We start from the raw sequence: 26,037 nt of genomic DNA, 5'->3' as shown, positions 1-26,037 counted from the left end.
CGTTCCGTGACCATCGGGCGGCGATCAATTTCGAACACTTATTTTATTTCCTGTGCCGTCCCGGATGCCGTTCCGGGTGCTCCGGGTGCCGATCCAGGTCGTGCCTGGTGCCAGCGGGTCAGAAGTCCCTCCGGGACTTCCTCGACCGTCAGCGCGAAGACAAGATGGTCACGCCACGCACCGTCGATGTGGAGATAGCGGGGCCGCAGCCCCTCCTCGCGGAATCCGAGTTTCTCCACGACCCGGCGGCTGGGCGCGTTCTCGGGCCGGATGCACACTTCCATCCGGTGCAGCCCGACCGTACGGAAGCAGTGGTCCACGGCGAGAGCCACCGCCGTGGGCATCACGCCGCGGCCCGCGACGTCCCGGTCGACCCAGTACCCGACATGGCCCGAGCACATGGAGCCCCAGGTGATCCCGGCGACGGTCAACTGCCCTACGAGACGCCCGCGGTACTCGATGACGAACGGCAGTATCCGGCCCGCGTTCGCCTCCGCCCGTAGGTGGCGGACCATCTGACGGTAGGTCGGGCGCTGCGTGACCGGGCCGCCCGGGGCAGGCGGCGGGATCGTCGCTTCCCAGGGACGCAGCCAGTCGCGGTTGCGGCGGTTGACCTCGCGCCAGTTCCGCTGGTCGCGCATCTTTATGGGGCGCAGGACGACATCGCCGTCCGCGAGGACCACGGGCCAGGTCACGTTCATGACGTCGGTGACGACTGGTCCGCCGGACGTGGATGGTCCCCGCCGCGGATCTGGTCCACGGCGTGGCGCAGGACCCCCTCCAGCACCGCCAGCCCGTCGCGCACTCCTCCGGTGGAGCCCGGCAGGTTGACGATCAGGGTGTGGCCGGCGACACCGGCGACACCGCGCGAGAGCACGGCGGTGGGCACCTTGTCCCGCCCGTACGCCCGGATGGCCTCCGGGATGCCGGGGACCTCGTGGTCGAGCAGCGCGCGTGTCACGTCGGGTGTGAGGTCGGTGGGCGAGATGCCGGTACCGCCGGTGGTGAGGATGACGTCGTAGCCGTCCTCCACCCCCGCGCGCAGCACCTCGCCGACCGGGTCGCCGTCGGGCACCACGCGGGGGCCGTCGACAGCGAAGCCGAGGACGGTGAGCCTCTCGGCGATCAGCGGGCCGCCCTTGTCCTCGTACACCCCGGCGGAGGCGCGGTTGGATGCGGTGACGACCAGGGCCCGGTACGGCGCGGTGGCGTGGGCGGCGGTGGTCATGACTGTGCTCCCTCGCGTGTCCAGTCGCCGGACTTGCCGCCCGTCTTCTCCTCGACGCGGATGTCCGTGATCATGGCCGCCTTGTCGACCGCCTTCACCATGTCCACGACGGTGAGCGCGGCGACGGAGACGGCGGTGAGGGCCTCCATCTCCACGCCCGTGCGGTCCGTCGTCTTCACGGTGGCCGCGATCTCGACCGCGTCGTCGGTGACCGACAGGTCCAGCTTCACGCCCGAGACGGCGAGCGGGTGACAGAGCGGAATCAGGTCGGGCGTGCGCTTCGCGCCCATGATCCCGGCGATCCTGGCCGTGGCGAGCGCGTCGCCCTTCGGGACGCCCTCGCCGCGCAGCAGCTCCACGACCTGCCGCGATACGAGGACGCGCCCGGTCGCCCGCGCGGTGCGGGCGGTCACTTCCTTCTGGGAGACGTCCACCATGCGGGCGGCCCCCGCCTCGTCGATGTGCGTCAGCCTGCCTTGCGTACTCATCTGCTGCGGCGCTCCCGGTCCGGTCCCCTCAGGGCCTTGTGTGCGCAGACACGCTACCGCCACGCAGCGCCTCTCACCCCAGGAGGACCACGTCGACCTCGGCGCCGGGCTCCACGGAGGTGTCGGTCTCCGGGACGACGATCAGGCAGTCGGCCTGCGCGAGGGCCGCGATCAGGTGGGAGCCGGAGCCCCCGACCGGGGTGACGCTGCCCGCTCCGGCGTCGTACGTCCCCCGCAGGAACTGTCGCTTGCCGGCCGGGGACGACAGCGCCTTGTCCGCCTTGAGTGCGGCTCTGGCCTTCGGGCGGTGCACGTCCGGCATGCCCATCAGTGTGCGGATCGCGGGCCGGACGAACAGCTCGAAGGACACGTAGCTGGACACCGGATTGCCGGGCAGGGCCAGCAGAGGCGTGTGGTCGCGGCCGATGGAACCGAAGCCCTGCGGCTTGCCCGGCTGCATCGCGAGCTTGCGGAAGTCGATCCCGCTGCCGGGCACGTCCTCGTCGCCGACCGAGGCGAGCGCCTCCTTGACCACGTCGTACGCGCCGACGCTCACACCGCCCGTGGTCACCAGCAGGTCGGCGCGGATCAGCTGGTCCTCGATGGTGGCGCGCAGCGTCTCGGCGTCGTCGGTGACCGCGCCGACCCGGTAGGAGATCGCGCCGGCGTCACGGGCGGCGGCCGCCAGGGCGAAGCTGTTGGAGTCGTAGATCTGCCCCTCGGCCAACTTCTCGCCGGGCTGGACCAGTTCGCTGCCGGTCGACAGGACGACCACGCGCGGGCGGGGCCGCACCCGCACCGTGCCGCGGCCGATCGCGGCGAGCAGACCGATCTGCGGCGGGCCGAGCACCGTGCCCGCGGCGAGCGCGAGATCGCCCGCCTGCACATCGCTGCCGCAGGCCCGCACATGGGCGCCCTCCTGGGCGGGCCGGTGCACCCGGACCTCGCCGCTCGCGCCCTCGGGGGCCTCACCGGCCGGGCGCATTGTGCTCGCGGCCCCGCCTCCGGCGCCGCCGTCGGTCCACTCGACGGGGACGACGGCCTCGGCTCCGGGCGGCAGGGGCGCGCCGGTCATGATGCGCGCGGCCTGGCCGGGGCCGACGGTGGGAAGCTCGCCGCTGCCGGCCGCCACGTCGCCGATGACGGTGAGCACGGCGGGGAACTCCTCGCTCGCACCCGCCACATCGGCGACCCGGACCGCGTAGCCGTCCATGGAGCTGTTGTCGAAGGGGGGCAGCGCGACCGGGACGGTGACGTCCTCGACCAGGACACAGCCCTGCGCGTCCGGCAGCTGGAGCTCGATCGGGTCGAGCGGCCGGATCGCGGCGAGGATGTCCTCCAGGTGGTCGTCAACCGACCAGATCGTGCTGCTCACGGTCCTACATCTCCTCGGTCACAAAACTGCGAAGCCAGTCCCGGAACTCCGGGCCCAGGTCTTCACGTTCGCACGCGAGTCTGACAATGGCACGCAGATAGTCGCCACGGTCGCCTGTGTCATAGCGGCGGCCCTTGAAGATCACCCCGTGCACCGGGCCGCCGGAGCGTCCCGCCTCGTCCACGGACAGCTCGGCCTCGGCGAGCTTCTGGATGCCGTCGGTGAGCTGGATCTCGCCGCCGCGGCCCGGCTCGGTCTCACGCAGTATCCCGAAGATCGCGGGGTCGAGGACGTAACGGCCGATGATCGCGAGATTGCTGGGGGCCTCGGCGGGGTCGGGCTTCTCGACCAGGTCCGTGATCTTCACGACGTCGCTGTCACCGGTGGGCTTCACCGCGGCGCAGCCGTACATGTGGATCTGCGCCGGGTCGACCTCCATCAGCGCGACGACGCTGCCGCCCTCGCGCTCCTGGATCTCGATCATGCGCGCGAGCAGCGGGTCGCGCGGGTCGATCAGGTCGTCGCCGAGGAGGACGGCGAACGCCTGGTCCCCGACGTGCGGCTCGGCGCACAGGACGGCGTGACCGAGCCCGCGCGGGTCGCCCTGGCGCACGTAGTGCATGGTGGCGAGGTCGCTCGACTCCTGAACCCGCGCGAGGCGTCCGGCGTCGCCCTTGCGGGAGAGCGCCTCCTCCAGCTCATAGTTGCGGTCGAAGTGGTCCTCGAGGGGACGCTTGTTGCGACCCGTGATCATCAGGACGTCGGAGAGGCCGGCCGAGACCGCCTCCTCGACGACGTACTGGATCGCGGGCTTGTCGACCACAGGCAGCATCTCTTTGGGAGTGGCTTTCGTGGCAGGCAGGAACCGGGTGCCGAGGCCTGCGGCGGGGATGACAGCCTTGCTGATCCTGGAGTGCGACTGAGTCATGCGGAGCACCATATCCGCTGAATATGGGCGGAAGATGATGCTCCGGTTAACTTCATCCTCATAGAGGCGCATACGAGAGGTTTACAGGCGACCAATGGGCAACGAAATGTCCGGAAAGACCGTGCTTCGCGCCGAACTCCTCGGGGCGCGACGACTTCTGTCCGCCGACGACGCGAGCGAGGCGGCGGCCGCTCTCGCCCGGCATGCTCTGCTGCTGCCCGAGCTGGCCCAGGCCGGCACCGTCGCCGCATACGTCTCCGTCGGGCGCGAGCCCGGCACGCGTGCGCTGCTCGACGCCCTGCTCGCGCGCGGCACGAGGGTCCTGCTTCCGGTCCTCCTTCCGGACAACGACCTCGACTGGGGCGTCTACCGCGGCCCCGGACACCTGGTGCCCGCCGGACGCGGTCTGCTGGAGCCGGACGGCGAGCGGCTGGGCCCTTCGGCCGTCGTCGGCGCCGACGCCGTGCTGCTGCCAGGGCTCGCCGTCGACGCCGAGGGCATGCGGCTGGGCCGCGGCGGCGGCTCGTACGACCGCGTACTGGCCCGGCTCACCGCGGCCGACGCCGACCCCGCCCTCGTCGTGCTCCTCTACGCGAACGAGGTGGTCGCGCGGGTCCCGGTGGAACCGCACGACCACCCCGTCCACGCCGTGGTCACGCCTCAGGGGGTGCGCCGCTTCACTGGGCCTGCCCGCCCGGCGGGACGAGCTTGAGCGTGTCGACGGTCGCGGCGTCCACCGCCTGGGCGCCGTAGACCCAGTCGAGCAGCTCGCCCTCGGCCCACTTGTCGGTCTGGTCGGTGTAGTGGGCGCTGTACGCGTGGCCCGACGCCCCGGTCAGATTGATCCAGCGGGACTTGTCCCACTCGCCGACGGTGACGACCATCCGCATCGACGGGGCCCACACGACGCCGTAGCCGCCTGCCGCGTTCCAGCCGGTGGCGTTGACCGCGGCCTCGCCGCCGCCCAGGTTCCACGGGCCCCGGTTGAGCACGAACTGCAGGAAGCCCGGTCCCTCGGTGCCCAGCGTCTGGTTCCTCAGCGTCAGCTGGTGCAGTCGGCCCCAGGTCCAGCTGGAGGCGTCCTTGCCGAGCTCCGCGGTCAGCTCCCAGCGGGCGTCCTCCATGGCGCGGGCGAGGAGCCCGTCACGGGTGTCGGTCGCCTCGTCCGTACGCGTCTCCGGCGTGCGCCACCACTCGTTGTCCTCCTCCTTGAGCAGCCGGCGCACCACCTCGTACCAGCGGTCGCCGCCGTCGGGCTGCGCGGAGTCGCCGTCCCGCTGGCCGCATTCGCGCACCCGCTCGGTCAGGTCGTCGTCCGGCGCGGTGCTGTCGGCGGGCCGCACGTTCAGGCACTCGCCCTCGACCCGGAGCTCCTTGGGGAGCTTGTTGCCGAACGCCAGCTTGAGCACGTTGCGCCATACGGCGTTGAAGTACGCGGCGGCACCGGAGTCCGGTTCCTGGGTGTAGTCCCAGCCCTCCAGCAGCTTCTGCGCCTCGCGGACGTACGGGTCGGAGACGTCGATCTTCAGCAGGTAAGGCGTCAGCAGCTTGGCGATCTCGCTGCTGTTGTCCATCTGCATGGTGCGCATGTCTTCGGTGGAGACCTTGCCGCCGCCCCGGATCTTCGACTCGATGAGATCGTTGATCCGCTGGCTCCGGGCGCCGTAGCCGTAGTCCTCGGTGATCAGGTACGGGTACTTCTTCGCGTCGACGACCGCCTGGTTCGCGGTGACGATGTATCCGCGGTCCGGGTTGTACTCGTAGGGCAGCTCGTCGAAGGCGATGTAGCCGTCCCACTTGTACTTCGGGTCCCAGCCGGGCGCGGGCGTCGTGCCGTCGCCCTCGGCGCGCAGCGGGATCTTGCCCGGGGCCTGGTAGCCGATGTTGCCCTTGGTGTCGGCGTAGACCAGGTTCTGCGAGGGCACCTCGAAGTCGCGGGCGGCGCGGCGGAAGGACGTGAAGTCCTTGGCCTGGTTGAGCTCGAAGACGGCGTCCATCGACTTGCCGGGCTGCAGGGCCGTCCACTGCAGGGAGACCGCGTAACCGGTGCCGCGGTCGGGTGCGGCGTTGGACACCGGAGCCCGCTCGCCGACCTTCGCCAGTTCGTCGCTGCGGTCGGAGACCAGCGGGCCGTGCTCCGTGGAACGGACCCTGATCGTCTTGTCGGCGCCGCCGGCGACCTTGATGACCTCCGTGCGGGTGGTCAGCTTCTTCTCCCGGCCGCCGGCGAGATAGTTGTCCCCGCTGAGCTTCTCCAGGTAGAGGTCGGTCACGTCGGCGCCGAGGTTGGTGAAGCCCCAGGCGATGTCCTGGTTGTGGCCGATTATCACGCCCGGCATGCCGGAGAAGGTGTAGCCGGCGACGTCGAAGGAACACCGCTCGGAGACCGTGCGGCAGTGCAGGCCCATCTGGTACCAGAGGGACGGCAGCTGAGGCGCGAGGTGCGGGTCATTGGCCAGCAGGGGCTTGCCGGTCGTCGTATAGGCCCCGGAGACGACCCAGGAGTTGGAGCCGATGCCGTTGCCGCTGGGGCCGAGCAGTGCGGGGATCGCGTCGAGCGTGTCGGAGAGCGCGCCCAGCTGGGAGTTCAGCCCCTGGCCGGTTCCGGCCGCGCTGCCCGCGCCGCCGAGCGCTGCACCGCTCCCGTCGGAACCGCTGCCCGCCGCAGCGTCGCCCGCCGAGCCGGAGGGCTTGGCGGCGGGGTCGTACTTGCCGGTGGCCGGGTCGATCCCGCCCCGCCGCACTATCGGCTCGTTGCGGTCGTAGGGGTACGGCGGGTACAGGTCGCGGATCTGCTTCTCGCTGAGCCGGCTGGTGAGCAGCGAGCGGTCGATCTCCTCCTGCATGTTGCCGCGCAGGTCCCAGGCCATCGCCTTGAGCCAGGCCACGGAGTCGACCGGCGTCCACGGCTCGGGCTTGTAGTCGTTGGTGAAGGCCAGGGCCGCGTACTCGACAGACAGCTCCTCGGCCGAGCGGCCCTTGAGGTACGCGTTGACACCGTCCGCGTACGCCTGGAGGTACTTCTTCGTCTCGGGCGAGAGCTTGGTGTCGTACTCCTGCTGTGCCACCCTGCGCCAGCCGAGCGTGCGCAGGAAGGCGTCCGTCTCGACCTGCCCCGAACCGAACATCTCGGAGAGCCGGCCTGCCGTCATGTGCCGGCGGACGTCCATCTCCCAGAAGCGGTCCTGCGCCTGGACGAAGCCCTGGGCGCGGAACAGGTCCTCGTCGCTGTCCGCATAGATCTGCGGAATGCCGTTGTCGTCGCGCTTGACCTCGACCTGGCCGCCGAGGCCCGCGAGTTCGATCGTGCCGTTGGTGGTGGGGAACGAGGCGCGAACCGTGCTGACGCTCCAGTAGGCCCCGTAACCGACACCCGCGACGAGCGCCAGCACCAGGACGAGCACGAGCAGTCGGGCGCGTCGCCCCTTCTTCTTCTTGGGGGAAGAGGCGGTTGTGTTGGCGGGCATCGCTGTCCTTCGAGGGGCAGGGTGGTCCTGGGAATGCTGAGGCAACTCTAGGCGCAGCGCCCCACCGGCCCAGACGCGGTATCCACAAGGCCGTCCTCGCAGTCGGACAAACAGATCATCGCGCCATCAAGGAAACGTTAAAGATTAGGTAAGGTAACGAAGTGTCGCCGCCGGTACGAAGATCCCGGCATGAGGGCGCGAGGGGAAGGATCGGCCACTGACTGTCCACCAGCTCAACGAACTCCTGCTCATCTGCTCGCTCGTCCTGCTCATCGCCGTCGCGGCGGTGCGCATCTCGTCCCGCAGCGGGCTGCCCAGCCTGTTGCTGTATCTCGGGATCGGGATCGCGATTGGCCAGGACGGCCTGCTCGACGTCCACTTCGACGACGCCGAACTGACGCAGGTGATCGGTTATGCCGCACTTGTGGTGATCCTGGCCGAAGGTGGCCTCGGCACCAAGTGGAAGGAGATCAAACCCGCGCTGCCCGCGGCCGCTGCGCTGTCGACGGTCGGCGTCGCGGTGAGCGTGGGCATCACGGCCACGGCCGCTCACTACCTCGTCGGCCTGGAATGGCGACAGGCGCTGATCATCGGAGCGGTCGTGTCCTCCACGGACGCGGCGGCGGTCTTCTCCGTCCTGCGCAAGGTGCCGCTTCCGGCCCGGGTGACAGGCGCCCTGGAAGCCGAGTCCGGCTTCAACGACGCCCCGGTCGTCATTCTGGTCGTGGCCTTCTCCTCGGCCGGCCCGATCGACCACTGGTACACCCTCGTCGGGAAGATCGCGCTGGAACTGGCGATCGGCGCGCTCGTCGGACTGGCCGTCGGCTGGCTCGGCGCTTTCGGGCTGCGACACGTCGCACTGCCCGCGTCCGGCCTGTACCCCATCGCCGTCATGGCCATCGCCGTGGTCGCCTACGCGGCCGGCGCCATGGCGCATGGCAGCGGCTTCCTCGCCGTCTATCTCGCTTCCATGATCCTCGGCAACTCCAAGCTGCCCCACGCGCCCGCGAACCGCGGCTTCGCCGAGGGCCTCGGCTGGATCGCGCAGATCGGCATGTTCGTTCTGCTGGGACTGCTCGTGACGCCGCACGAGCTGCTGCGGGACTTCTGGCCCGCGGTGGTGGTCGGCCTGATGCTGACGGTGCTCGCCCGCCCGGTGGGAGTCCTCGTCAGCCTCATGCCGTTCCGCATCCCGTGGCAGGAGCAGGTGCTGATGTCCTGGGCCGGCCTCCGCGGCGCCGTGCCCATCATTTTCGCGACGATCCCCATGGTCTCCGGCGTCGAGGGCAACGACCGGATCTTCAACATCGTCTTCGTGCTGGTCGTCGTCTACACCCTGGTCCAGGGCCCGACGCTGCCGTGGCTGGCGAGGGCACTGCGGCTCGGCGACCCCTCCGAGGCCGCCGATCTCGGCGTCGAGTCGGCCCCGCTGGAGCGGCTGCGCGGGCATCTGCTGTCGGTGGCCATCCCGGACAGCTCCAAGATCCACGGCGTGGAGGTCGCCGAGCTGCGGCTGCCCTCCGGCTCGGCGGTCACCCTCGTCGTGCGCGAGGGCAAGACCTTCGTGCCGCTGCCGTCGACCGTGCTGCGGCACGGCGACGAGCTGCTGGTCGTGGCCACCGATCCGGTCAGGGACGCCGCGGAGCGGCGGCTCAGGGCCGTCAGCCAGGGCGGAAAGCTGGCCGGCTGGCTGGGCACCGGAGGCGGCTCCAGGTGACGGTGGACCGTCGACTGCGCAGCCTTTCGCGGCCAGGAGCTGTTCAAACCCAGGAATAGACAGGGTGATCTCTGCCATTTCCCAGGTGGTCATGGCAGGAATCCCTGTACCATGAAGGCACACTGATCGACCAACTCTGCCTGACGCAGAGCTGGCGCGACCGTATGGCGGCCGCGGCGTCCCCCGAGCGGACCCCGGTATCTACCGCAGTTCCGCGCAAGAGGACAGCTCTCGGCGGCTCCCGACACCCAGGGGAGCGCTACCAGGCGGCAGAAAGGCAAGGGGCCGTGGCGTCCACGGTCGCTTCTGGCAGGCGTCCTGGTTACGGACAGCTGCTCCGCACCCCCGGAGTCTGGACGTTCCTGCTCCCCGGTTTCGCTGCACGGCAGCCCTTCGCGATGCTCACGATCGGCATCGTCCTGCTCGTCCAGCACACGACCGGTTCCTACGGCACCGCCGGTGCCGTCGCCGCCGTCACCGGCGTCTCCATGGCGCTGTTCGCCCCGCAGAGCGGAAAGCTCGCCGACCGCTTCGGCCAGCGCGCGGTCCTGCTGCCCGGGGTCCTGGTGCACACCGTCTCCGTCGTCTCGCTGACGGCACTGGCCCTCGCGGGTGCTCCGCTGTGGGCCCTGTTCGCCGCCGCGGTGCCCACCGGCGCGTCGGTGCCGCAGATCGGACCGATGGTGCGGGCCCGCTGGGCCGCCCGGCTCCAGGGCTCGCCCCTGATGCAGACCGCCGCCGCCTTCGAGTCGGTGACGGACGAGTTCACCTTCGTGGTCGGCCCGGTCCTCGCCACCGCCCTGTGCACGGGCGTGCACCCCGCCGCCGGCCTGATCGCCGAGGCGGCGCTCACGCTGGCGGGCGGCCTGCTGTTCGCGGCCCAGCGCCGCACCCAGCCTGCTCACGGCCACCAGAGCGCCGAGATACGTGCGGAGCGCACGTCCGCGCTCTCCGTACCCGGCGTGCGGGTGCTCGCCGTCGCGTTCCTGGGCATCGGCGCGGTCTTCGGCGGCATGCAGGTCTCGCTGACCGCCTTCACCGAGGAGATCGGGCAGCCGGGCATGAACGGTCTGCTCTACGGTCTCTTCGCCGCGGGCAACATGCTGGCCGGCATCACCGTGGGAGCCGTCGCCTGGAAGAGCGGACCGCGCCGCCGGCTCGTCGTCGGCTACGCGGCGCTCACGGTCGCCGCGTCCCTCCTGTGGACGGTGCACTCCGTGGCCCTGCTCGGCACGCTCGGCCTGGTCGTCGGCCTGTTCATCGCACCGGCCCTGATCAGCGGCTACACGCTGGTCGAGTCGCTGGTGCCCGCGTCCGCCCGCACCGAGGCCTTCACCTGGCTGACGGGCGCGGTGGCGCTCGGGCAGGCGGCGGCCGTGACAGTGGCCGGACGGCTTGCCGACGGCTACGGCGCGAGCGCCGGATTCGTCGTCCCGCTCGTGGCCACGGGACTGGCGCTGGCCACCCTGCTGGCACTGCGGTCGCGCCTCGCGCCGACGGCGGGCGGGCGGGTGGCCGCACGTGGGATCGGTCACCGAGTGCCGGTGACGGTGGACTGATCCAGCGGAATACGTCACTATGGATCGTCGTTAGCACTCATCGAGTGAGAGTGCCAGGAGGAAGACAAGTGCCGACCTACCAGTACCAGTGCACCGAATGCGGCGAGGGCCTCGAGGCGGTGCAGAAGTTCACCGATGACGCCCTGACCGTATGCCCGAGCTGCGACGGACGCCTCAAGAAGGTGTTCTCGGCGGTCGGCATCGTCTTCAAGGGCTCCGGCTTCTACCGCAACGACAGCCGTGGCTCGTCGTCGAGCAGCTCGCCTGCCTCGTCGAGCTCGAAGTCGTCCGAGTCGAAGTCGTCCGAGTCCAAGTCGTCCTCGACCACGACCTCGTCGTCGAGCTCCGCTTCGTCCTCCTCGACGAGCGCCTCGAGCGCCTCCGGCTCCGCCGCCTGATCCTCACGATGCGCGGACCCCGCCGTGGCAGTGGCCACGGTGGGGTTCTTGGCGTTTCCGCGTCCGGCTACTGTGATCGCCATGGCGACCAACGCGCACCCGAACGCAGGCTCCGACAGCGGTTCCGGTTCTCCTGACGGCTCCGGCTCCGCCCGCGCCGAGATCGGCGTGATCGGCGGCTCCGGCTTCTACTCCTTCCTGGACGACGTCACCGAGATCCAGGTCGACACCCCCTACGGCGCTCCCAGCGACTCGCTGTTCCTCGGCGAGATCGCCGGCCGCAAGGTGGCCTTCCTGCCCCGCCACGGACGCGGCCACCACCTGCCGCCGCACCGCATCAACTACCGGGCCAACCTCTGGGCGCTGCGGTCGGTGGGCGTGCGCCAGGTGCTCGGACCGTGCGCCGTGGGCGGCCTGCGGCCGGAGTACGGCCCGGGCATCCTGCTCGTGCCCGACCAGTTCGTGGACCGCACGAAGTCCCGGGCCCAGACGTACTTCGACGGGCTGCCCCTGCCGTCCGGTGAGGTGCCGAACGTCGTGCACGTCTCGCCCGCCGACCCGTACTGCCCGCGGGGGCGCAAGGCGGCCCTGGAGGCGGCGCGCGCACGCGACTGGGAGCCGGTGGACGGCGGCACGCTGGTGGTCGTCGAGGGGCCGCGCTTCTCGACCCGTGCCGAATCGCGCTGGCACGCCGCGATGGGCTGGTCGGTGGTCGGCATGACCGGGCACCCCGAGGCGGTGCTGGCCCGTGAGCTGGAGCTCTGCTACACGTCGATGACCCTCGTCACGGACCTGGACGCGGGGGCGGAAGCGGGCGAGGGCGTCTCCCACGAAGAGGTCCTGAAGGTGTTCGCCGCCAATGTGGACCGGCTGCGGACCGTGCTGTTCGACGCGGTGGCCGCGCTGCCGGCGAACGAAGACCGCAACTGCACGTGCGGGAACGCGCTGGCGGGGGTCGATCCGGGCATCGAACTGCCGTAATCACCCTCAGGGGTTGCCGAGTTGTCCACAAGCCGGGGGCTGTCCACAGGCTTCGGCGGGGTGGGGCCGGAAAGTGGATCGTGAGGAGCGGTCGGACACGGGCAGCAGGCCCGGTCCATGCCTCATGACAGGCGGTGCTCGGCATGTCGCTGTACTCCTCTTCCGGTCCCGGCTCCTCTTCCTCCTCCGGTCCCGGCTCGCTCACCGACCTGGACTCCTCTTCCGGTCCCGGTTCCTCCTCCCCCGGCTCCGCCTCCGCTCCCGGCTCGCTCACCGACGCAGACGACACTTCCGGTCCCGACTCCCTCGCCGGCTCCGCGACGCCGTCGGCCACTTCCGCCGCCTCGGCGCGGGTGTCGTCCGCGCCGCCTTCACCGGACGCGTCACCGGACTCGCCGGCCGGCCCGTCGGGTCCGGTGACCGCTCCGCCGACCGTTCCGTTCATCCTCCCGGCGGCCGACCGGTTCACCGTCCCGGCGGGATTCTCCATGGCGTCGTCACCGGCTCCGGAGCCCCTGGGTGTGCCGCAGTTCGCGCCGCTGCGGGTGCGCGGTGGCAGCCGTCGGCTGCGGCGGGCGCTGCGCAGGCAGCGGCGTGCGATGGCCGCCGGGCTGGCGGTGACGGCCGCGGCGCTGGCCGCTTCGGGCGCGCGTGGCCCGGACGATCCGGGCGGCGGGTCGGGGCCGCATGGCCAAGCGAGCCCGGGCACGGGGGCCTTGGCGGCCGCTGCTCCGGCGCGTGAGAGCCGTCCTGGTGACGTTCTGGTGTCGGCTCCCGTGCGGATCGCCGACGCGGCGACGGTCCGGCTGCTGCGGCCGGGAGACCGGGTCGATGTGATCGCAGCCGCCGATGCGCCGCCGGGTGCGGCCTCGCCGGCGAAGATCGTGGCCTCCGGAGTCCGGGTTGCCGCGATCCCGCGAGCGGGCGAGGACCCCGTCGGCGGCGGCGCGTTGATCGTACTGTCCGTTCCACGGACCACCGCCGCCACGCTGGCCGGAGCCGGGGCGACGTCCCGACTGGCGGTGACGGTGTGCTGACGCTCGATACGCCGACTCGTACCGACGTGTCGCCAGGTCGCCTGTCGGCGAGTGCGGATTGGACAGGACAGCCGGGGGCTGCCGTAAGTTGCGCAACTGTCCCCCTCGACCGCACATGTGAAAAGAGGCTCATTCGTGAGCGAGAAGAAGCCGAGCCTGCTCGAAGGCTTCAAGGCCTTCCTGATGCGTGGCAATGTGATCGACCTCGCGGTCGCCGTCGTCATCGGTGCCGCGTTCACCAACATCGTCAACGCTGTGGTGAAGGGCGTGATCAACCCGCTCGTCGGAGCGTTCGGCACGAAGAACCTGGACTCCTACAGCTCCTGCCTGAAGGCCCCCTGCCAGGTCGTCGACGGCGAGATGCAGGGCATCCAGATCATGTGGGGATCGGTGCTCGGCGCCACCCTGCAGTTCCTGATCACCGCGGCCGTCGTGTACTTCCTGATGGTGCTGCCCATGGCGAAGTACCTCGCACGCCGCGAGGCGCAGCGCAAGGCGAAGGAAGGCGTGCACGAGACGCTGGAGGTGACGGAGCTGGAGGTCCTGATGGAGATCCGCGACGCTCTTGTCGCCCAGCGCGGTGGGGACACCGGGGGCCCGGCGGGGGCTACGGCACCCGGCGACCGCGGCTAGACACCGCGGGAACCGCGAGCCACACGGCAGGAACCGCGAGCCCCGAGGGCTCAGATGTGGTGGGGCGGCTTCTCGTCGAGGAAGCGCGCGAGATCGGCGGCGCTGTCACCGCTGACCTGAGGCCGCTCACCCCACCCGCGGTCCGTATCGTCCGAGGATTGCTGGTCCATCGGATCGTCGAAGATCAGCTCCGGCTTGGAGTGCTGCCGGCCGGGCTTCTTCGCATCTCGCGGTCCGGGGGCGGGGGCGGTGCTCATACCTCCAGGGTAAGGCGGCCGGGGCCCCTGCGGTCAACGGTCTCCGGGGTCCAGCGACCAGAGCGCGAGGACCACGACGTACGACAGGGCCAGGAGGCCCACACCCCAGGCGGTGCCCGTCTCCCCCTTCATCCACTCGTTCTTCATCCACTCGTTGACGACCACGCTCAGGCCCCACAGCTGCCCCACGACGACGGTGCTCGCCGGCGCGAGCCGCGCGGGCGGGCCGGGCGGCCTGGACGGGCCGGACGCATCGGCCCGGCCGGCGGGACCGGTCCCGGAAGAGCCGTCAGCCGCGCCGGGCGGATCATTCGCGTGCGGCGAGTCTCCCGCATGGTTCAGGTCCGGCGAGCCTGCTCCCTGATTCGCCTCGCTCATGGCTTCTCCCCCGTGCCCGCGGTCGTCGCCCCGGGGCAGTCGAGCAGCGCGGCGCGCTCGGGTGACGTCTCGGCGAACCGCCGGCAGCGGAGCGCGGCTGCCCGGCGCCGTCGCCGCGCCAGGGCGGTGCGGGAGGCACCGGCGGCACGGGCGGCGGCTCGGACGGGGGCACCGACGGCTTCGCCGGTACGGCGGGGGCATCTGGCGGCTCGGTCACGAAGCCACGCTAGGGCGGTTTGCGCAGATGAGCCCGTTTTGGTGGACAGGGGGGTGAGTGGGGGCCTCAACAGATGACGGAATGACCGGATCGGCGGGCGCGCGCGTCCGGCCATCAGCGAGCGGACCGTTCTGCTGTGCTTTGCCCATGATGTCCACACCTGCTCCGGACAACGGGTCCGCTCACCACCATCACACCAGGCCGCTGCGGCGGATGACGGCCCGCAGCCGGGAGGAGGGCCACCGCACCGCGACCCCGCTGGAGCTCTTCTTCGACCTGTGCTTCGTCGTCGCCGTCGCCCAGGCCGGGCTCCAACTGGTGCACGCCGTCGCCGAGAACCACGCGGCGACGGGAGTCGTCGGTTACCTGTACGTGTTCTTCGGCGTCTGGTGGGCGTGGATGAACTTCACCTGGTTCGCCTCCGCCTACGACTGCGACGACGTGCCGTACCGGATCGCCACCCTCGTGCAGATCTCCGGTGTCCTGGTCTACGCGGCGGGCGTGCCGCGCGCCTTCGTCGACAACGACTGGACCGTCGCCGTCGTCGGCTATCTGGTGATGCGCGTGGCGCTGACCGCCCAGTGGCTGCGCGCTGCCGCCTCCGAGCCCTCCGGCCCCGCCCGGCGCACCGCTGTGCAGTACGCGGTGGGGCTCATGCTCTGCCAGGCCGCGTGGGTCGCGCTGCTGTCGGCTCCGGAGGGCTCGCGGCGCTGGCTGTTCCTGATCGTCGCGATGGGCGAGCTGCTCGTCCCCGTGATCGCGGAGCGCAATCACCAGACGGCCTGGCATCCGCATCACATCGTGGAGCGGTACGGGCTGTTCACGCTCATCGTGCTCGGCGAGACCATGCACGCGGCCACCACGGCCGTCCAGTCCGCGCTCGACGAGAACGACGCCCTCGGCGAGCTGCTGCCCATCGCCGCGGGCGGGCTGCTGACCGTCTTCTCCGCGTGGTGGATCTACTTCGCCGTCCCGGCGCACGAGCGGCTGGGGTCCAACCGCCAGGCCATCCCCTGGGGTTACGGCCACCTGATGATCTTCGCCTCGGCAGCCGCGGTCGGCGCGGGGCTGGAGGTCGCGGTGGAGGAGACGGTCGGCAAGGCGCACGTGTCGGTCACCGCCGCGTCGGCGGCGGTGACCATCCCCGCCGCGACGTTCTTCATGACGGTGTGGCTGCTGCACGCCCGCTACTTCAAGCGTGGCGTGGCGCAGCAGCTGCTGCTGCCGGCCGGCGCGCTGGTGATCCTGGCGTGCACGTTCGCGGGCCACTGGGCGGTGTTCGCCGCCGGGCTGGCCGCGGCGGCGACGGTGGCGGTCGGCGTGACGCTGGCTGCCCGCCCACCGCATCCCGCGACCGCCGGTTGACCAACTACGGTGGGAGCCATGGGCGTCGACGAACTCACGGGACCGGGGGCCGGCCCCGGCCCGGGCAGCGGCGGACTGACGGATGTGGCCGGTCTGCGCGTCGGGCATGCGCAGGTACCGGGCGAGCGCGCGCTCAGCGGCACCACCGTCGTGCTCGCGCCGGCAGGTGGCGTGGTCGCCGCCGTGGACGTACGCGGCGGCGGGCCCGGCACCAGGGAGACGGACGCCCTGGATCCGCGCAACCTCGTCCAGCGCATCGAGGCCGTCGTGCTGACGGGCGGCAGCGCCTTCGGGCTCGAGTCCGCGGCCGGAGTGATGGCGTGGCTGGAGGAGCAGGGCCGGGGCGTACGGGTGGGGCCGGACCCCTCTCAGGTCGTTCCCGTCGTGCCGGCCGCGTGCGTCTTCGACCTCGGCCGCGGCGGCGACTGGCACGCCCGGCCGGACGCCTCGACCGGACGGGCCGCCGTGGAGGCCGCGGCGGCGAGCGCGGAAGGCGCCCCGGTCGCCGAGGGAGCGGTGGGCGCGGGCACGGGTGCGGTGATCGGCCGGTTCAAAGGCGGTGTCGGGACCGCGAGTTGCGTCCTGGAGTCGGGAATCACCGTGGCGGCGCTGGTCGTCGCCAACGCGGTCGGCTCGGCGGTCGACCCGCGCACGGGCGCACTGTACGGCGCGTACGGCACCGAACGCACCAACGAACCGGAGCCCGCCGTGCACGCGGCGGCCCAGTCGCGGCTGGCCGAGGTGCGCGAGAAGAACGGGCCGGCGCCGCTGAACACCACCCTCGCCGTCGTCGCCACCGACGCCGACCTGACCCGCGCCCAGGCCCACAAGCTCGCCGGCACCTCGCACGACGGCATCGCGCGCGCCGTACGGCCGGTGCACCTGCTCAACGACGGCGACACCGTGTTCGCCCTGGCCACAGGCGCGAAGCGACTGGACAAGGCCGACCCGCTCGCCCTCAACGACGTCCTCGCCGCGGGAGCGGACATGGTGACCCGGGCGATCGTGAGGGCCGTGCGGGTGGCCGACGGCGTCGACGGACCCGGCGGTGTCTTCCCCTCGTACCGGGAGCTGTACGGCACCGAATGATGTCACCCGTGGCCAGTTGGGAACGTCCGTGCGAAACGGGAACTCCGGCCGCCCGGCCCTTCGTTTTACTGGAACCCTGAACGCGTTGTCAGACCCAAGCGCTACGTTTAGCAATCAGCAAGTGACGTGTGGCGACGGCCTGGAGACCCCTCTTGAACGATCCGATCGATCCGTACGAGACAACCGAGACGCACCTCGAGCGACTCCTGGGTCGGGCGCTCAACTCCTTCGATCTGCCCGACGCGACGGTCGAGCGGCTCGGATCGGCACTGACCCATGCCAGTTCGCTGCACTCCTCCCACCACGAGGCGGGGCTGCACCGGGCGACCTATCGCCACACGTACCTGCTCGGCGACGGCAGTTCCCTCACCCTGTGGGAGCTCGTCCACAGCAACAGCAATGACGGCGGCACGGGGCGCGACGGCGCCCGTGACACGGAGCAGCACGAGCTCTACGCGGACGAGTCCGAGGCCCGGCTCGCCGCGTCCCGCCTCCCGGCCGGCTTCCCCGGGTTCGCCGCGGACGCCCCCGGTCCCGGCTTCTGTCTGGACACCGACCTGGAGCTCCTGGCCTCGCTGATGACGCCGCCCCCGGCGCCGCCGCCGCCGATGTACGTCCCCGACGACTCGGCCGACCACGCCCGCCGCGTGCTGCGCCGCGCGGAGAACGAGAACCGGCCCGGCGAGGAGACCGCGCGTCGGTTGCGGGCGGCGTTCGCGCACCACATCACGCAGGTCTTCGGACGGCAGTTCCGGGTGGCGGGCAAGGACGCCGGTTTCACGCTGTACGAACACGCGTTCCTGCTGCTGGACGGCACGGAGACGAGCCTGTGGGAGGTCGAGCACACGGCGACGCCCGACGGCCGCCACATGTGCGAGGTCTACGAGGCGGAGCACGCCGCGCGCGAAGCGATGGAGCTTCGCGCGCGGGTGCGGTAGCGGCCCGGCTCAGGCGGCGACGGACACCTTCTCCGCCGACGCCGCCTCGGCGGAAGCGGCGGCCTGATCCGGCTTGCGTGCGCCCTTGAGCAGGAGCACCAGGCCCGTGCTGACGAGCGTTCCCGCGGCTATGGCGAGCAGGTAGAGGAACGGGTTCCCGATCAGCGGCACGACGAAGATGCCGCCGTGCGGGGCGCGCAGCGTGCACTCGAAGAGCATCGACAGTGCGCCGGTGACCGCGCCGCCCACCATCGCGGAGGGGATGACCCGCAGCGGGTCGGCCGCGGCGAACGGAATGGCGCCCTCGGTGATGAACGAGGCGCCCAGCACCCAGGCTGCCTTGCCGTTCTCCCGCTCGGTCTTCGTGAACAACCGGCCGCGCACGACCGTCGCCAGCGCCATGGCGAGCGGCGGCACCATGCCCGCGGCCATCACCGCGGCCATGACCTTGAGCGAGCCCTCGGTCGGGTTGGCGAGTCCGCCGACCGCGAAGGCGTACGCGACCTTGTTGAGCGGGCCGCCGAGGTCGAAGCACATCATCAGACCGAGCAGGACGCCAAGGAGGATGGCGTTGGCCCCGGACAGGCCGGACAGCCAGTCGGTCAGCGCCTGCTGCAGCTCGGCGACGGGCTTGCCGACGACGAGGAACATCAGGAAACCGACCACGATCGAGGAGATCAGCGGGATCACGACCACCGGCATGATGCCGCGCAGTGGCTTGGGCACCTTGAGGCGTTGGATGGTCATGACCGTGAAGCCCGCGAGCAGACCGGCGATCAGGCCGCCGAGGAAGCCGGCGTTGATGGTCAGCGAGATGGCACCGCCGACGAAACCGGGGACCAGGCCGGGGCGGTCGGCCATGCCGTACGCGATGTATCCGGCGAGCACGGGCACGAGGAAGCTGAACGCCAGCCCGCCGACCTGGAACAGCAGCGCGGCCCAGCTCGTGTGGTCGGCCCACACGAAGTGCTCGGCAACGGACTTGGCGTCGGAGATCTCGTATCCGCCGATCGCGAAGCCGAGGGCGATGAGCAGACCGCCCGCCGCGACGAACGGCACCATGTAACTGACGCCGGACATGAGCCACTTGCGGAGCTTGGTGCCGTAGCCCTCGCCGGGTTCGCCCGCCCTGTCCACGGGGGCCGCCGTCCGCGCCGCCGCGGTGACCTCGCCGCGCTCGGCCTTGCCGCGCACCTCGGCGATCAGCTCGGCGGCCCGGCTGATGCCGGCCTTGACGCCGACGTCCACGGTGGGCTTGCCGGCGAAGCGCTCCTTGTCCCGTACGGGCACGTCGTGCGCGAAGATCACGCCGTCGGCGGCGTCGATGACGGCGGGGTCGAGCCGGGCGAACCCGGCTGAGCCCTGCGTCTCGACGACGACCTCGACACCGGCGGCACCGCCGGCCTTCTCCAGGGCCTCGGCCGCCATGTAGGTGTGGGCGATGCCGGTGGGACAGGAGGTGACGGCAACGACACGGAACGGGCCGCGCGGCGCGGAGCCGGCGGCCGCACCGTCGTCCGGGGCGGTGGCGCCGGCGGCGTCCGTCCGCCCCGTGCCCGCGCCCGGTCCGGCGGCGTCGCCGCTCTGCGGGGCCGTCGTCGCCGTGCTCGCCGGCGCCCCCGCGCCGCTCGTACCGGCATCGGACGCGTCCGGGCCCGAGTCTGACGGGCCCGCGGCCGAAGCCGCGGCCGCGCCATCGTCCGACGACGGTGCGGCGCCGGCCTCTCCCGCGACCGGCGCCTCTGCCGACGACGGTGCGTCGCCGCGGATCAGGGACGCCGTTGCCGACCGGTCCGTCGACGTGCGCAGCGCGCCGGTGAAGGACTCGTCCATCAGGCGGCGGGCCAGCGACGACAGGATCGTCAGGTGGGCGTCGTCCGCGCCCGCCGGTGCCGCTATCAGGAAGATCAGGTCCGCCGGCCCGTCCGGCGCACCGAAGTCGATGCCCGCCGCGCTGCGGCCGAAGGCCAGCGTCGGCTCGGTGACGTGCTCGCTGCGGCAGTGCGGGATGCCGATGCCGCCGTCCAGGCCGGTCGGCATCTGCGCCTCGCGCGCCGCCACGTCGGCGAGGAAGCCGTCCAGGTCGGTGATCCGGCCGAGCTCCCTCATCCGTGAGGCCAGCGAACGGGCCGCCGCTTCCTTCGTCGTCGCGGCCAGGTCGAGGTCGACCAGGTCCGCGGTGATCATGTCGCTCATCGCGGGCTCCCTTGTTCGGTGAGGACTCGGTCCAGGGGGATGTCCGCGGTCACGGTGACCGCGGACGGGTCGAGGTCGGCGGGGGCGGGCATCACGCTGCCCGGCAGCTGCACCGCCGCCGCGCCGTGGGCGACCGCCGCCGCCAGTGCGCCCCGGCCCTCCCCGCCTGCGGCGAGGAATCCGGCGAGGGAGGCGTCCCCCGCGCCGACGTTGCTGCGCACGGCGCTCACGGCCGCCGAGCCGAAGTACGTGCCCGCCTCGCAGACGAGCAACTGGCCGTCGGCGCCCAGGCTGGCGAGCACCGAGCGCGCGCCGAGCGCGAGCAGCTCCTCCGCCGCTTTGACCGCTTCGCCGACGGTCAGCAGCGGGCGGCCCACGGCCGCGGCGAGTTCGTCGGCGTTCGGCTTGACGACGTCGGGACGCACGGGCAGCGCCGCCATCAGCGACGGCCCCGACGTGTCGAGGGCGACGCGCGTGCCCGCGGCGTGCGCACGGACGACCAGTTCGGCGTACCAGTCGGGGCCGAGACCGCGCGGCAGGCTGCCGCAGCAGGCGATCCAGTCCGCGGACTCGGAGTGCTCCCGGACCGCGGCGAGCAGCAGCGCCGACTCGACGGGGCTCAGCTCGGGACCGGGGGCGTTGATCTTGGTGAGCGTGCCGTCCGGTTCGGCCACGGAGATGTTCGAGCGGGTGTGCCCGATCACCGGCACGGACACGACGTCGATGCCCTGGCCCACGAGCAGGTCGGCGACGAGCGCGCCGGGCGCTCCGCCGAGCGGCATGACCGCGACCGTGCGGTGCCCGGCCGCGGCGACGGCCCGCGACACGTTGACGCCCTTGCCGCCCGGGTCCATCCGTTCGCCGGTGGCGCGCAGCACCTCGCCGCGGTCCAGCGACGGGACCTCGTAGGTGCGGTCCAGCGACGGGTTCGGGGTGACGGTCAGAATCATGCGCGTACGACTTCCGTGCCCGCGGCCTCGATGGCCGCGGCGTCCTTCGGGGCGAGCCCGCTGTCCGTGATGAGCAGGTCGACGTCCGAGAGGTCGCCGAACCGCGCGAAGTGCTCCTGTCCGTACTTGGCCGAGTCGGCGAGCAGGACGACGCGGCGCGCCGCGGCGATCTGGGCGCGCTTGACGGCGGCCTCGGCCAGGTCGGGGGTGGTCAGGCCGCCGTCCGCCGAGTACCCGTTCGCGCCGATGAAGACGACGTCGGCGTGGATCTCGCTGTACGCCCGCAGGGCCCAGGCGTCGACGGCGGCGCGCGTACGGTGCCGTACGCGGCCGCCGACCAGGTGGAGGTCGATGCCGGGGTGGTCGGCGAGACGCGCGGCGACGGGCAGGGCGTGGGTCACGACGGTGAGCGAGCGGTCCAGGGGGAACGCCGAGGCGAGGCGGCCGACGGTGGATCCGGCGTCGAGGATCACGCTGCCCTCCTCGGGCAGTTCTCCCAGGGCGGCCTGGGCGATGCGGTCCTTCTCGTCGGCGGCGGTGGACTCGCGCTCGGCGAGGTCGGGCTCGAAGTCCAGCCGCCCGGCCGGGATGGCACCTCCGTGCACCCTCCGCACCAGCCCGGCGCGGTCCAGGGACTTGAGGTCGCGCCGGATGGTCTCGGCGGTCACCTGGAACGACTCGGCGAGCGACAGGACGTCGACGCGTCCGCCGTCCCGGGCGAGCCGCAGGATCTCCTGCTGGCGCTCCGCTGCGTACATGTGGTTCTACATCCGATCCATGCCCGAACCTGTGGTTTCACCATGAGGCTACGCCCGGATTTCGCCAAAGTAAACAGACTCGGGCATTCGAACTGGATGACATCCGGACAGGCCGATGCCCGCGCCACGACGTCGTGGCGCGGGCATCGGGGCACCGGCTTCGTTCGGGGAGCGCCGGGTGGTCTCAGCGCGCGAGCACCGGCTCCGGCTCGCCTTCCTGCGCACCCTCCACCTGCTCGGCCGTCTTCCCGGCCGGCTCCGGGGCGTCGTCCGCCGCGCCCGCCTCCAGGTGCTGCTTCGGCCGCGCCGGCAGCGCGAACATCACCAGGAAGATCGCGCCGAGCACCGCCGCCACCCACCACAGCGAGTGCTGGAAGGCCTCGGCGAACACCCTGCCCGCCGCGCCCGGCGCCGGCCTCTCCTCGTCGATCGTGCCGAAGAAGACCACCGACACCAGGCCGAGGCCGAGCGCGTTGCCCATCTGGGCGGTCGTGTTGATCAGGCCGGACGCCGAACCCGCGTGCTCGCGCGGCACCTCCGAGAGCACCGCGTCCGTGAGCGGCGCGACGATCAAGCCCATCCCGGCGCCCATGACGACCAGGGGCAGGATCATCTGCCAGGGGGCGATCGCCGTGCCGTACCGGTCGGCCTCCCAGATGTAGATCAGCAGGCCGGCGGCCATCGTCACCGCGCCCGCCTGCAGCACCTTCCGCCCGAAGCGCGGCACCAGCAGCTGCACCGACATCCCTGCCGCCGCCGAGACGGCGATCGAGAACGGCACGCCGGTCAGACCGGCCTTCAGCGGGCTCCAGCCGAGCCCGATCTGCATGTACAGCGTCCAGACCAGGAAGAAGATGCCCAGCACGACACCGAACGTCAGCTGCACGGCGATGCCCGCGGCGAAGCTCTTCACCTTGAAGAGCGACAGCTCGACCAGCGGGGAGCCGTCCTTGCGGGTCTTGTACTTCTCGTACGCCACGAACACGGCGAACACCAACGGGCTGGCCGCCATGCACAGGTGGCCCCACAGCGGCCAGTCCAGCTCGCGGCCGCGGGTGAGCGGGTAGATCAGCATCAGCAGGCCGAGGGTGACCAGGGCGACGCCCACGAGGTCGAGCCGGAGCGCCTTCGGGGCACGGGACTCGGTGATGAACTTCCGTCCCAGGATCAGACCGGCGATGCCGACCGGAAGGTTGATCAGGAAGATCGGGCGCCATTCGAGGCCGAAGAGGTTCCACTGGGTCAGCAGCGCGCCGAGCAGCGGCCCGGAGACCGCCCCGAGGCCCACGACCGCGCCGAACAGGCCGAAGACCTTGCCGCGTTCGTGCGCCGGGAAGGTGACGTGCACGATCGCGAGGACCTGCGGCACCATCATGGCCGCCGCGGTGCCCTGCAGGAGGCGGGAGGCGACCAGCATCTCCTCGTTGGGGGCGAACCCGCAGAGCGCGGAGGCGATCGTGAATCCGGTCATGCCGATCAGGAACAGCCGCTTGCGGCCGTAGATGTCACCGAGCCGGCCGCCCGTGATCAGACCGGCGGCGAAGGCGAGCGCGTACCCCGCGGTGATCCACTGGATCGCGCCGAACGAGGCGCCGAGATCCCGCTCGATGCTGGGGATCGCGATGTTGACGATGGTGACGTCGACCAGGTCCATGAAGGCCGCGGTCATGACAATGGCGAGAGCGATCCATCGCCTGCGGTCCGATGCCGTACCCGTTACGGCGGGCTGCTGTGAACTCATACGAGGATTCTGGAGTGCATATAGGTCAGATCACGTCCTAGATGAGCGCCATCCTGGAAAGCATGACGGACACTCCGGCACGACTCCTCAATCTGCTCTCGCTTCTCCAGACCCCGCGCGAATGGCCCGGCAGCGAGCTCGCGGACCGCCTCGGCGTCAGCCCGCGCACGATCCGCCGCGACATCGACCGGCTGCGGGACCTCGGTTATCCGGTGGAGGCGGCCAAGGGCGCGGTCGGTGGGTACCCGCCTGGTCGCGGGTGCCGCGATGCCGCCCCTCCTGCTGGACGACGAGGAGGCGGTGGCCATCGCGGTCGGCCTGCGGGCGGGTGCGGGCCATGCCATCGAGGGCATCGAGGAGGCCTCGGTGCGGGCCCTGGCCAAACTGGAGCAGGTGCTCCCGTCCCGGCTGCGGCACCGCGTGACCACCCTCCAGGCGGCGACGCTCCCCCTGACCAGGGGCGACGGCGCCACGATCGATCCACAGACGCTGACGGTCATCGCGGGCGCCGTCACCGGGCGCGAGCGGCTGCGCTTCGCCTACCGCGCGGGTGACGGCGCCGAGACGCGCCGGCAGGTCGAGCCGTACCGGCTCGTGTCGACGGGGCGCCGGTGGTACCTCGTCGCATACGACCTCCAGCGCGAGGACTGGCGCACGTTCCGCGTGGACCGGGTGACGGAGCCGTTCGCCACGGGGTCGCGGTTCACTCCGCGGGAGGCTCCCGTGGGGGACGCGGCCGAGCTGCTGAGCCACACGATGTCGCGGCAGCAGCAGGAGCACGACGTCGACGTGAGCTTCCGCGCCCCGGCGTCGTTCGTCGCGGCCCGGCTGCCCGAGCACCTGGGCGCGCCCGTCCCGACGGGCGAGGACACGTGCCGGCTGCGGACCCGGGCGGCGGACTCGGTGGAGTGGCTGGCGCTGCGACTGGCGCTGGTGGACTGCGAGTTCACGGTGCACGGACCGCAGCCGCTGCGGGATTACGTGACGGACCTGGCGACCCGCCTGACGAGGTCCACGGCCTGACGCGGGCGTCCAGGGGCGGAACGGACAGCCCGTCCGGGCCCGGTACCTGGGGAGCGGACGGCCCGACGCGGACGCTCAGGGGCGGAGCGGACCGCCCCGGACGTGCGGCGGCGGACGGTCCTGGTGGATGCCAGGATCGTCCGCCACATGCCTCTTCCGCACCCGGCGGTCGGTGACTACGCCGCCGCGTCGAAGCCCGTGTCGCGGGCCATGCGCTTCAGCTCCAGCAGCGCGTGCTTCTCGATCTGACGGATCCGCTCACGCGTCAGGCCGTGCTCCTTGCCGACCTCCGTCAGTGTGCGCTCCCTGCCGTCCTCGATGCCGTACCGCATACGGATGATCGAGGCGGTGCGGTGGTCGAGCCTGCCGATGAGGTCGTCGAGCTCCTCGCTGCGCAGCAGCGTGAGCACCGACTGCTCCGGCGACACCGCCGACGTGTCCTCCAGCAGATCGCCGAACTGGGTCTCCCCGGCGTCGTCCACGGACATGTTCAGGCTGACCGGGTCACGGGCCCAGTCCAGGACGTCGGTGACGCGCTCCGGCGTCGAGCCCAGCTCCTCCGCGATCTCGGCGGCCTCCGGCTCCCTGCCGTTCTCCCTGTTGAACTCGCGCTGGACACGGCGGATGCGGCCGAGCTCCTCCACCAGGTGGACGGGGAGCCGGATGGTGCGGGACTGGTCGGCTATGGAACGGGTGATCGCCTGGCGGATCCACCAGGTCGCGTACGTGGAGAACTTGAAGCCCTTCGCGTAGTCGAACTTCTCGACCGCGCGGACCAGGCCCGCGTTCCCCTCCTGGATCAGGTCGAGCAGGGGCAGTCCGCTGCGCGGGTAGCGCCGGGCGACGGCCACGACGAGGCGCAGGTTTGACCGGATGAAGACGTCCTTCGCCCGCTCGCCGGCCGCGGCAAGCGCCTCCAGCTCCTCACGCGTGGCTCCGCCGGCCTTGCTCTCCACCTCTCCGTCGAGGATCTGGCGGGCGTAGACACCCGCCTCGATGGTCTGGGACAGCTCGACCTCCTTGGCGGCGTCGAGCAGTGGCGTGCGCGCGATCTCGTCGAGGTACATGCCGACCAGGTCGCGGTCGGCGATCTCCCCGCCCACGGCGCGAACGCTGCTCGCCCTGTCGGTCCCACCCCCGGAGCCGGAGACCTGAGAGGTGTCCCCAGCGTCGGACTGGCGACGGGCGACGGCACGGGTTGCCATGCGAGCTCCCTTGCTGAGTAGGTCACGACACCCTCACGGGTGCCCTGCATCCGAAGGAAACAACGACTGGAATCCGGACAGAATTCCCATCAGGTGCATCGATTTCCGC

At 71.5% G+C, this 26,037-nt stretch carries 23 protein-coding genes and 1 pseudogene; 11 read left to right on the top strand and 13 right to left on the bottom strand.

Translation table 11 applies throughout. The features are described 5' to 3' along the window. Nucleotides 1-38 precede the first annotated feature (38 nt). The 5 genes from QFZ82_RS23415 to galU form a co-directional block, all read right to left on the bottom strand. Complete coding sequence (locus QFZ82_RS23415; RefSeq protein ID WP_307715021.1) at nucleotides 39-701, bottom strand: GNAT family N-acetyltransferase; 663 nt, start codon at nucleotides 699-701, stop codon at nucleotides 39-41. Further along, nucleotides 698-1,228: a molybdenum cofactor biosynthesis protein B gene (locus QFZ82_RS23410; RefSeq protein WP_307715020.1), complete on the bottom strand. Its 531-nt coding sequence runs from the start codon at nucleotides 1,226-1,228 to the stop codon at nucleotides 698-700. Before QFZ82_RS23410 ends, QFZ82_RS23415 begins: the two co-directional genes overlap by 4 nt. Beyond that, nucleotides 1,225-1,716, bottom strand: a complete 492-nt coding sequence (moaC, locus tag QFZ82_RS23405; RefSeq protein WP_307715019.1) for a cyclic pyranopterin monophosphate synthase MoaC — start codon at nucleotides 1,714-1,716, stop codon at nucleotides 1,225-1,227. The genes QFZ82_RS23410 and moaC overlap by 4 nt, the downstream gene beginning before the upstream one ends. A gap of 73 nt (nucleotides 1,717-1,789) precedes the next feature. Then, on the bottom strand, nucleotides 1,790-3,091 hold the full coding sequence (gene glp, locus QFZ82_RS23400; RefSeq protein WP_307715018.1) for a gephyrin-like molybdotransferase Glp: 1,302 nt from the start codon (nucleotides 3,089-3,091) through the stop codon (nucleotides 1,790-1,792). Nucleotides 3,092-3,095: 4 nt separating this feature from the next. Beyond that, nucleotides 3,096-4,019 carry a UTP--glucose-1-phosphate uridylyltransferase GalU gene (gene galU / locus QFZ82_RS23395; protein WP_307715017.1) on the bottom strand — a complete coding sequence of 308 codons (924 nt, stop codon included), beginning with the start codon at nucleotides 4,017-4,019 and terminating at the stop codon, nucleotides 3,096-3,098. A gap of 94 nt (nucleotides 4,020-4,113) precedes the next feature. Between galU and QFZ82_RS23390 the strand changes: the two genes are divergently transcribed. Continuing rightward, complete coding sequence (locus tag QFZ82_RS23390) at nucleotides 4,114-4,731, top strand: 5-formyltetrahydrofolate cyclo-ligase (RefSeq protein WP_307715015.1); 618 nt, start codon at nucleotides 4,114-4,116, stop codon at nucleotides 4,729-4,731. On the opposite strand, the gene QFZ82_RS23385 is transcribed toward QFZ82_RS23390, so the two are convergent. Next, nucleotides 4,697-7,486, bottom strand: a complete 2,790-nt coding sequence (locus QFZ82_RS23385; protein ID WP_307715014.1) for a penicillin acylase family protein — start codon at nucleotides 7,484-7,486, stop codon at nucleotides 4,697-4,699. The genes QFZ82_RS23390 and QFZ82_RS23385 overlap by 35 nt on opposite strands. A 217-nt stretch (nucleotides 7,487-7,703) precedes the next feature. On the opposite strand from QFZ82_RS23385, the gene QFZ82_RS23380 reads away from it, so the two are divergent. The 6 genes from QFZ82_RS23380 to QFZ82_RS23355 all read left to right on the top strand — a co-directional run bounded on the left by QFZ82_RS23380 (nucleotide 7,704) and on the right by QFZ82_RS23355 (nucleotide 13,811). Continuing rightward, complete coding sequence (locus QFZ82_RS23380; RefSeq protein WP_307717815.1) at nucleotides 7,704-9,203, top strand: potassium/proton antiporter; 1,500 nt, start codon at nucleotides 7,704-7,706, stop codon at nucleotides 9,201-9,203. A gap of 287 nt (nucleotides 9,204-9,490) precedes the next feature. Beyond that, on the top strand, nucleotides 9,491-10,762 hold the full coding sequence (locus tag QFZ82_RS23375; protein ID WP_307715013.1) for an MFS transporter: 1,272 nt from the start codon (nucleotides 9,491-9,493) through the stop codon (nucleotides 10,760-10,762). A 68-nt stretch (nucleotides 10,763-10,830) separates the two neighbouring features. Next, a complete protein-coding gene (locus tag QFZ82_RS23370) occupies nucleotides 10,831-11,160 on the top strand; it encodes an FmdB family zinc ribbon protein (protein ID WP_307715012.1) in 330 nt (109 codons plus the stop codon). Between the two features lie 81 nt (nucleotides 11,161-11,241). Continuing rightward, nucleotides 11,242-12,141 (top strand): S-methyl-5'-thioadenosine phosphorylase, encoded by a 900-nt coding sequence (locus QFZ82_RS23365; RefSeq protein ID WP_307715011.1) that lies wholly within the window; start codon nucleotides 11,242-11,244, stop codon nucleotides 12,139-12,141. Between the two features lie 143 nt (nucleotides 12,142-12,284). Then, nucleotides 12,285-13,178 carry a hypothetical protein gene (locus QFZ82_RS23360; protein WP_307715010.1) on the top strand — a complete coding sequence of 298 codons (894 nt, stop codon included), beginning with the start codon at nucleotides 12,285-12,287 and terminating at the stop codon, nucleotides 13,176-13,178. Nucleotides 13,179-13,313: 135 nt separating this feature from the next. Next, on the top strand, nucleotides 13,314-13,811 hold the full coding sequence (locus tag QFZ82_RS23355; protein WP_307715009.1) for an MscL family protein: 498 nt from the start codon (nucleotides 13,314-13,316) through the stop codon (nucleotides 13,809-13,811). 50 nt (nucleotides 13,812-13,861) lie between these two features. On the opposite strand, the gene QFZ82_RS23350 is transcribed toward QFZ82_RS23355, so the two are convergent. Continuing rightward, the gene (locus QFZ82_RS23350) at nucleotides 13,862-14,068 is read right to left on the bottom strand and encodes a hypothetical protein (RefSeq protein ID WP_307715008.1); all 207 of its coding nucleotides are present in this window, start codon (nucleotides 14,066-14,068) and stop codon (nucleotides 13,862-13,864) included. 33 nt (nucleotides 14,069-14,101) lie between these two features. Then, nucleotides 14,102-14,446 (bottom strand): hypothetical protein, encoded by a 345-nt coding sequence (locus tag QFZ82_RS23345; protein ID WP_307715007.1) that lies wholly within the window; start codon nucleotides 14,444-14,446, stop codon nucleotides 14,102-14,104. 367 nt (nucleotides 14,447-14,813) lie between these two features. On the opposite strand from QFZ82_RS23345, the gene QFZ82_RS23340 reads away from it, so the two are divergent. The 3 genes from QFZ82_RS23340 (at nucleotide 14,814) to QFZ82_RS23330 (ending at nucleotide 18,055) form a co-directional block, all read left to right on the top strand. Next, nucleotides 14,814-16,028: a low temperature requirement protein A gene (locus QFZ82_RS23340; RefSeq protein ID WP_307717814.1), complete on the top strand. Its 1,215-nt coding sequence runs from the start codon at nucleotides 14,814-14,816 to the stop codon at nucleotides 16,026-16,028. Between the two features lie 18 nt (nucleotides 16,029-16,046). Then, the gene (locus QFZ82_RS23335) at nucleotides 16,047-17,117 is read left to right on the top strand and encodes a P1 family peptidase (RefSeq protein WP_307715006.1); all 1,071 of its coding nucleotides are present in this window, start codon (nucleotides 16,047-16,049) and stop codon (nucleotides 17,115-17,117) included. 152 nt (nucleotides 17,118-17,269) lie between these two features. Beyond that, entirely contained in the window at nucleotides 17,270-18,055 is a 786-nt protein-coding gene (locus tag QFZ82_RS23330) for a DUF6227 family protein (protein ID WP_307715005.1), read from the top strand. Between the two features lie 9 nt (nucleotides 18,056-18,064). Here the strand turns inward: QFZ82_RS23330 and QFZ82_RS23325 are convergent, their stop codons facing one another. The 4 genes from QFZ82_RS23325 to QFZ82_RS23310 form a co-directional block, all read right to left on the bottom strand. Then, nucleotides 18,065-20,251, bottom strand: a complete 2,187-nt coding sequence (locus QFZ82_RS23325; RefSeq protein ID WP_307715004.1) for a fructose-specific PTS transporter subunit EIIC — start codon at nucleotides 20,249-20,251, stop codon at nucleotides 18,065-18,067. Continuing rightward, nucleotides 20,248-21,201: a 1-phosphofructokinase gene (gene pfkB / locus QFZ82_RS23320; protein ID WP_307715003.1), complete on the bottom strand. Its 954-nt coding sequence runs from the start codon at nucleotides 21,199-21,201 to the stop codon at nucleotides 20,248-20,250. The genes QFZ82_RS23325 and pfkB overlap by 4 nt, the downstream gene beginning before the upstream one ends. After that, nucleotides 21,198-21,959 (bottom strand): DeoR/GlpR family DNA-binding transcription regulator, encoded by a 762-nt coding sequence (locus QFZ82_RS23315; protein ID WP_307715002.1) that lies wholly within the window; start codon nucleotides 21,957-21,959, stop codon nucleotides 21,198-21,200. Before QFZ82_RS23315 ends, pfkB begins: the two co-directional genes overlap by 4 nt. A gap of 184 nt (nucleotides 21,960-22,143) precedes the next feature. Continuing rightward, nucleotides 22,144-23,700 carry an MFS transporter gene (locus QFZ82_RS23310; protein ID WP_307715001.1) on the bottom strand — a complete coding sequence of 519 codons (1,557 nt, stop codon included), beginning with the start codon at nucleotides 23,698-23,700 and terminating at the stop codon, nucleotides 22,144-22,146. Nucleotides 23,701-23,762: 62 nt separating this feature from the next. Between QFZ82_RS23310 and QFZ82_RS23305 the strand changes: the two are divergent. Further along, nucleotides 23,763-24,723 (top strand): annotated as a pseudogene (locus tag QFZ82_RS23305) (helix-turn-helix transcriptional regulator). A 176-nt stretch (nucleotides 24,724-24,899) separates the two neighbouring features. Here QFZ82_RS23305 and QFZ82_RS23300 read toward each other — a convergent pair. Continuing rightward, nucleotides 24,900-25,928: an RNA polymerase sigma factor RpoD/SigA gene (locus QFZ82_RS23300; protein WP_307715000.1), complete on the bottom strand. Its 1,029-nt coding sequence runs from the start codon at nucleotides 25,926-25,928 to the stop codon at nucleotides 24,900-24,902. Nucleotides 25,929-26,037 lie beyond the last annotated feature (109 nt).

This window comes from Streptomyces sp. V4I23 (genome assembly GCF_030817975.1).
In the GTDB taxonomy this organism is placed as follows: Bacteria; Actinomycetota; Actinomycetes; order Streptomycetales; family Streptomycetaceae; genus Streptomyces.
The sequence above is the reverse complement of the archived record's forward strand: the minus strand, read 5'-3'. Positions and strand labels throughout refer to the sequence as shown.

Bases quoted from the DNA above. Each gene is read 5' to 3' on its own strand.
- QFZ82_RS23415 (WP_307715021.1), bottom strand. From the start codon at position 701: ATGAACGTGACCTGGCCCGTGGTCCTCGCGGACGGCGATGTCGTCCTG.
- QFZ82_RS23410 (WP_307715020.1), bottom strand. From the start codon at position 1,228: ATGACCACCGCCGCCCACGCCACCGCGCCGTACCGGGCCCTGGTCGTC.
- moaC (WP_307715019.1), bottom strand. From the start codon at position 1,716: ATGAGTACGCAAGGCAGGCTGACGCACATCGACGAGGCGGGGGCCGCC.
- galU (WP_307715017.1), bottom strand. From the start codon at position 4,019: ATGACTCAGTCGCACTCCAGGATCAGCAAGGCTGTCATCCCCGCCGCA.
- QFZ82_RS23390 (WP_307715015.1), top strand. From the start codon at position 4,114: ATGGGCAACGAAATGTCCGGAAAGACCGTGCTTCGCGCCGAACTCCTC.
- QFZ82_RS23385 (WP_307715014.1), bottom strand. From the start codon at position 7,486: ATGCCCGCCAACACAACCGCCTCTTCCCCCAAGAAGAAGAAGGGGCGA.
- QFZ82_RS23365 (WP_307715011.1), top strand. From the start codon at position 11,242: ATGGCGACCAACGCGCACCCGAACGCAGGCTCCGACAGCGGTTCCGGT.
- QFZ82_RS23360 (WP_307715010.1), top strand. From the start codon at position 12,285: ATGTCGCTGTACTCCTCTTCCGGTCCCGGCTCCTCTTCCTCCTCCGGT.
- QFZ82_RS23350 (WP_307715008.1), bottom strand. From the start codon at position 14,068: ATGAGCACCGCCCCCGCCCCCGGACCGCGAGATGCGAAGAAGCCCGGC.
- QFZ82_RS23345 (WP_307715007.1), bottom strand. From the start codon at position 14,446: ATGAGCGAGGCGAATCAGGGAGCAGGCTCGCCGGACCTGAACCATGCG.
- QFZ82_RS23340 (WP_307717814.1), top strand. From the start codon at position 14,814: ATGTCCACACCTGCTCCGGACAACGGGTCCGCTCACCACCATCACACC.
- QFZ82_RS23335 (WP_307715006.1), top strand. From the start codon at position 16,047: ATGGGCGTCGACGAACTCACGGGACCGGGGGCCGGCCCCGGCCCGGGC.
- QFZ82_RS23325 (WP_307715004.1), bottom strand. From the start codon at position 20,251: ATGAGCGACATGATCACCGCGGACCTGGTCGACCTCGACCTGGCCGCG.
- pfkB (WP_307715003.1), bottom strand. From the start codon at position 21,201: ATGATTCTGACCGTCACCCCGAACCCGTCGCTGGACCGCACCTACGAG.
- QFZ82_RS23315 (WP_307715002.1), bottom strand. From the start codon at position 21,959: ATGTACGCAGCGGAGCGCCAGCAGGAGATCCTGCGGCTCGCCCGGGAC.
- QFZ82_RS23310 (WP_307715001.1), bottom strand. From the start codon at position 23,700: ATGAGTTCACAGCAGCCCGCCGTAACGGGTACGGCATCGGACCGCAGG.
- QFZ82_RS23300 (WP_307715000.1), bottom strand. From the start codon at position 25,928: ATGGCAACCCGTGCCGTCGCCCGTCGCCAGTCCGACGCTGGGGACACC.